The 240-nt window shown below is 47.1% G+C and carries 1 pseudogene; it reads left to right on the forward strand.

From position 1 onward, the window contains the following. Positions 1-240, forward strand: a pseudogene (locus tag ABR854_RS26005) (hypothetical protein); the annotation flags it as partial.

A 240-nucleotide genomic window follows, 5' to 3' on the forward strand; every position in this document is an offset into this window, starting at 1 on the left:
CACATACACAGCGACATGTATCAACAGTTGTGGGGAAAGTGGAGCGAGCAATGTAGTAGTTATCACAACAGGCAGCAGCCCAGCAGCTCCAGTAATTTCAACGAACAAAAACAGCTTGTGTAATGCAGAAACGGCAACATTGACAGCGACAGGTTGTTCAGGTAGCTTGAAGTGGAGTACAAATGCAACAGGCAGCAGCATCAGTGTAAGAACAGCAGGCACATACACAGCGACATGTAG

Source organism: Emticicia sp. W12TSBA100-4 (assembly GCF_040253585.1).
GTDB lineage: Bacteria > Bacteroidota > Bacteroidia > Cytophagales > Spirosomataceae > Emticicia.